This is a genomic window from Pseudaeromonas pectinilytica, from assembly GCF_054780855.1.
This window is the reverse complement of sequence record NZ_BAAGVN010000247.1, coordinates 1-2,647: the sequence shown is the minus strand read 5'-3', so window position 1 is coordinate 2,647 and position 2,647 is coordinate 1. Positions and strand designations below refer to the sequence as shown.

Below are 2,647 nucleotides of genomic sequence, written 5' to 3'. Positions count from 1 at the left end.
ACCAAGGAGCAACTGCAGTTATTGATGCTGCAGGCTGAGGCGGTGCGTGTCAGCCAGCATGGCACCATCACCCTGGAGGCCGGTGGCAAGATTGCTAGCCGCGCAAACCGGTATGGCAGCCCAGCGCTGTACCAGCACATAGGCAAGAAGGTGGTGGCGCGGTTCGATCCGGCAGCACTGCATGACGGCGTCATTCTCTACACCCTGGATGGTCTGCTGATTGGCCAGGCTGAATGTATCGACAAGGTTGGATTCGGGGATACCCAGGCCGCTCGCGAGCACAAGCGCCGCCGGACTCAGTTCGTGAAGGGAACCAAGGCCACGGCACAGGCCCAACGCGAAATGGATGCACTGGAAGTCGCCGCCCTGATGCCAGGGGCCAGCAACCCCACCCCACCGGAAACCAAAGTGGTGGAAATGGTCCGCACCCCGGTAGTGCTTGGCAATACCGTGCTGGCCCATGCCATTGCCCACCAAGAAGAGACCGAGCTGGATTTGGAACAACGCTATAGCGAGTCGGTTGCACTGCTGCGCGAACAAGCCGCCGCTCGCCGTTTGTAACCCCGATTAAACCGCCATTGAAGGAAAAGTAGAGCCATGTCAAACATTGTTACGTTAGGGAAACAGGCCATCACCCACACCGATATTCTGATGCGGGTTAAGGCCCTGATCGAGAGCCGAGCGGTTACCGGTGCCCAACTGGGCCGAGAAATCGGCGTCAGTGCCGCCGCCATCAGTCAGGTGCTTGGCGATAGCTACAAAGCAGACCCAGCAGCCATCATCGAAAAGATTGCCTCCTGGTTGGAGCTGCGCGAAGCGCGGCAGGCGCGGCCGGTCAACCCAGGCTTTGTGATGACGCATACCGCCCGGCAGATCATGGACGACATGACCTATGCCCATGTCACCCAGTCGATCGCCGTCATCTATGGCGCCAGTGGCGTCGGCAAGAGCGAAGCCCTGCGCCATTACGCCAGCCATAACCCGAATGTGTGGATGGTTACCGCCTCGCCATGCCGCTCTACGCTGACCGAGTGCCTGTATGAACTCGCAATGGAGCTGGGCATGGAGCAGGCCCCCCGCTTGCGCGGTCCGCTGGCCCGAGCCGTTCGTCGCCGCTTAGTGGGCACCGAGGGGCTGATCGTCATCGATGAGGCCGATCACCTTGATTACCCCACCCTCGAAGAGCTGCGCATCCTGCAGGAGGAAGTCGGCATCGGTCTGGTGCTGGTTGGCAACAACAAGATCTACACCCAGCTCACTGGCGGCCGCCGTAACGAAGACTTTGCCCGCCTATTCAGCCGTATCGCCAAGCGCCGAGGCATTCACAAGACCAAGCAGAACGACGTCAAGGCGATTGCCGATGCCTGGGCCATCACCGGCCAGGGTGAACGGGATCTGTTGCAGCAAATCAGCGAGCGCCCGGGCGGCCTGCGGCTGCTGACAAAAGCCCTCAAGCTGGCGGCGCTGTATGCCAAGGATGAGGCCATCAACGTACAGTTTCTCAAGGCTGCCTTCACCGAACTGGAGGGGATCGAATGACCATCACCGATCGTATCAATATTCGCCGCACTGCTGCTGTCATGCGGCGCTGGTTGCAGGGCAAGGGTATTTCTGTGGTTGAGAGCCGCGTGGTGAATAAAACCCCGGTGCTCGCGGTAACCGGCCCGGTGCCGAGTGAAATGGCCAGTCATGTGCTGGTCATTACCGAAAAACTCAACGGCCTGGAGCGCCGCGCCTGGTTGGCTCGGCTCGGCGGCTGTTGCATCCACTGGAGGGAACAATGATGAACATGACAGAGACTGTTCGCCGCGAATATATCCAGGCTCACGTTCAGTACTTCGGGTATATCGAAACACCAGCATTGGTGGACTTATTTCAAATAACAAAAACACAGGCTCGGAACGATATTTCAAATCTCAAACAGATGCTTGGAATTGAATTCAGTTGTCGTGACCGTGCCTGGATCGGAACCCCGGTATCTGATGTGTCTGCGCGTAAAGCAGCATTCCGGGTTTTATCGACCGTTCAAAAAGCCATTGATGGCTAATTGGGTTTAGGAGAAGCAAATGGAACAACAAGTAACCACAGTGCCTACGGGCCATCGCAAGAACGCCCTGGGGCATTTGGTACCGGAGGAGTTGATTGCTCCAGTCGACAAGATCCGGGATGACCTGGTGAACAGCATCATCGCCAAGGGTAAGGCTCTGCGCGAGGCGATCGCCGAGTTTAAGGCCGCCACCATGGGGGAAGTCTCGGCGTTCGTTGACCTGAGCGCAGCCGAGTATGGGGTTCAGTTCGGCGGGGCCAAGGGCAATGTGCAGCTGAGCAGCTTTGATGGCCAGCACCTGGTCAAACTCTCGGTCGGCGAGCACCGCCATTTCGATGAACGGATCCAGGCGGCCAAGCAACTGATCGATAGCTGCATCACCCGCTGGTCGGATGGGGCCTCCGTTCAGATCGTGGCACTGGTTGACCATGCGTTTCGGGTCAACAAGCAGGGGCATATCGATGTGAACCAGGTGCTCAGCCTGCGCCAGTTGGACATCGACGATGCCGATTGGAACGAGGCGATGGACGCCATTGCCGATGCCATCCAGGTCACCGGCACCAGCACCTATCTGCGCCTGTATGAACGTCAGGGCGAGGA

The 2,647-nt window shown here is 58.6% G+C and carries 5 protein-coding genes; all 5 read left to right on the top strand.

Translation table 11 applies throughout. The features are described from left to right. Nucleotides 1-561 (top strand): Mu transposase C-terminal domain-containing protein (locus tag ACYVG7_RS10680; protein WP_460883095.1); only part of this gene is annotated, 561 nt, incomplete at its 5' end. Nucleotides 562-597: 36 nt separating this feature from the next. Beyond that, a complete protein-coding gene (locus tag ACYVG7_RS10675) occupies nucleotides 598-1,539 on the top strand; it encodes an AAA family ATPase (protein ID WP_460883094.1) in 942 nt (313 codons plus the stop codon). After that, the gene (locus tag ACYVG7_RS10670; RefSeq protein WP_460883093.1) at nucleotides 1,536-1,784 is read left to right on the top strand and encodes a hypothetical protein; all 249 of its coding nucleotides are present in this window, start codon (nucleotides 1,536-1,538) and stop codon (nucleotides 1,782-1,784) included. The genes ACYVG7_RS10675 and ACYVG7_RS10670 overlap by 4 nt, the downstream gene beginning before the upstream one ends. Further along, complete coding sequence (locus tag ACYVG7_RS10665) at nucleotides 1,781-2,047, top strand: hypothetical protein (protein ID WP_460883092.1); 267 nt, start codon at nucleotides 1,781-1,783, stop codon at nucleotides 2,045-2,047. Before ACYVG7_RS10670 ends, ACYVG7_RS10665 begins: the two co-directional genes overlap by 4 nt. Before the next feature lie 19 nt (nucleotides 2,048-2,066). Beyond that, the coding region (locus ACYVG7_RS10660; protein ID WP_460883091.1) for a DUF3164 family protein at nucleotides 2,067-2,647 on the top strand (581 nt) is incomplete at its 3' end.

Bases quoted from the DNA above. Each gene is read 5' to 3' on its own strand.
- ACYVG7_RS10675 (WP_460883094.1), top strand. From the start codon at position 598: ATGTCAAACATTGTTACGTTAGGGAAACAGGCCATCACCCACACCGAT.
- ACYVG7_RS10670 (WP_460883093.1), top strand. From the start codon at position 1,536: ATGACCATCACCGATCGTATCAATATTCGCCGCACTGCTGCTGTCATG.
- ACYVG7_RS10665 (WP_460883092.1), top strand. From the start codon at position 1,781: ATGATGAACATGACAGAGACTGTTCGCCGCGAATATATCCAGGCTCAC.